Here is a 1,385-nt window from a genome sequence, read left to right as displayed (position 1 = left end):
CTGCCGTTGTTCCCTGAGTTGTAATAGGGAATACTGTAGTTGTTGTTCCAGTGATTGTTCCTTTACAATTATCAGTTGTAGTAGGAGCTACAGGAGTTCCGCTACATCCGTTGATAGTTACATCAGCTAAAGTAGGAGTTACCGGAGCCGTGATATCATCAATGATTACATTTTGATTCGCTGTAGTTGTGTTTCCATTTCCATCATTGAAAGTCCAGGTTACTACCGTTGTACCCTGAGTTGTAATAGGGAATACAGTAGTTGTTGTTCCAGTGATTGTTCCTGAACAAAGGTCAGTAGTAGTTGGAGCTACCGGAGTTCCGCTACATCCGTTGATAGTTACATCAGCCAAAACAGGAGTTACCGGAGCTGTTACATCTTTTACAATTACATTTTGATTAGCTGTAGTTGTATTTCCGTTTCCGTCATTGAAAGTCCAAGTTACTACCGTTGTTCCCTGAGTTGTAATAGGGAATACAGTAGTTGTTGTTCCAGTGATTGTTCCTTTACAATTATCAGTAGTAGTTGGAGCTACCGGAGTTCCGCTACATCCGTTGATAGTTACATCAGCTAAAACAGGAGTTACCGGAGCTGTTATATCTTTTACAATTACATTTTGATTAGCTGTAGTTGTATTTCCGTTTCCGTCATTGAAAGTCCAAGTTACTACCGTTGTTCCCTGAGTTGTAATAGGGAATACAGTAGTTGTTGTTCCAGTGATTGTTCCTTTACAATTGTCAGTTGTAGTTGGAGCTACAGGAGTTCCACTACATCCGTTGATAGTTACATCAGCTAAAACAGGAGTTACCGGAGCTGTTATATCTTTTACAATTACATTTTGATTAGCTGTAGTTGTATTTCCGTTTCCGTCATTGAAAGTCCAAGTTACTACCGTTGTTCCCTGAGTTGTAATAGGGAATACAGTAGTTGTTGTTCCAGTGATTGTTCCTTTACAATTGTCAGTTGTAGTTGGAGCTACAGGAGTTCCGCTACATCCGTTGATAGTTACATCAGCCAAAATAGGAGTTACGGGAGCAGTAGTGTCTTTTACAGTAATCACTTGCGATTTAGAAGCAGTGTTTCCACAAACATCTTTAGCTGTCCAAGTTCTAGTCAATGTATAGTTGTTAGCAAAAAGTTCACTGATATTTGATTTTACTTCAGCGAATGTTACCGCAGCAGTACCACAATTATCAGTAGCTGTTAGAGTAGCCGCAGTTGGGACCAAACATTCAACAGTTAGATCGGCAGGAGCTTCGCTCAATACCGGAGCCGTTGTATCTTTTACAGTGATTGTTTGAGATTTAGAAGATTCATTACCACAAGCATCTTTAGCCGTCCATGTTCTGGTTAAAGTATAGTTGCTAGCACAGTTTCCGTCAGCT

Annotated in this window: 1 protein-coding gene; it reads right to left on the bottom strand. The window is 40.1% G+C overall.

Going from position 1 to position 1,385, the window contains the following annotated elements:
- On the bottom strand, positions 1-1,385 hold a 1,385-nt coding region (locus EOD40_RS18020; protein WP_449404215.1), incomplete at both ends, for an HYR-like domain-containing protein.

It is taken from the genome of Flavobacterium sufflavum, from assembly GCF_004016525.1.
Taxonomy (GTDB): domain Bacteria; phylum Bacteroidota; class Bacteroidia; order Flavobacteriales; family Flavobacteriaceae; genus Flavobacterium; species Flavobacterium sufflavum.
Note: the sequence above shows the minus strand (reverse complement) of the source record. Positions and strands in the feature narration are given on the sequence as shown.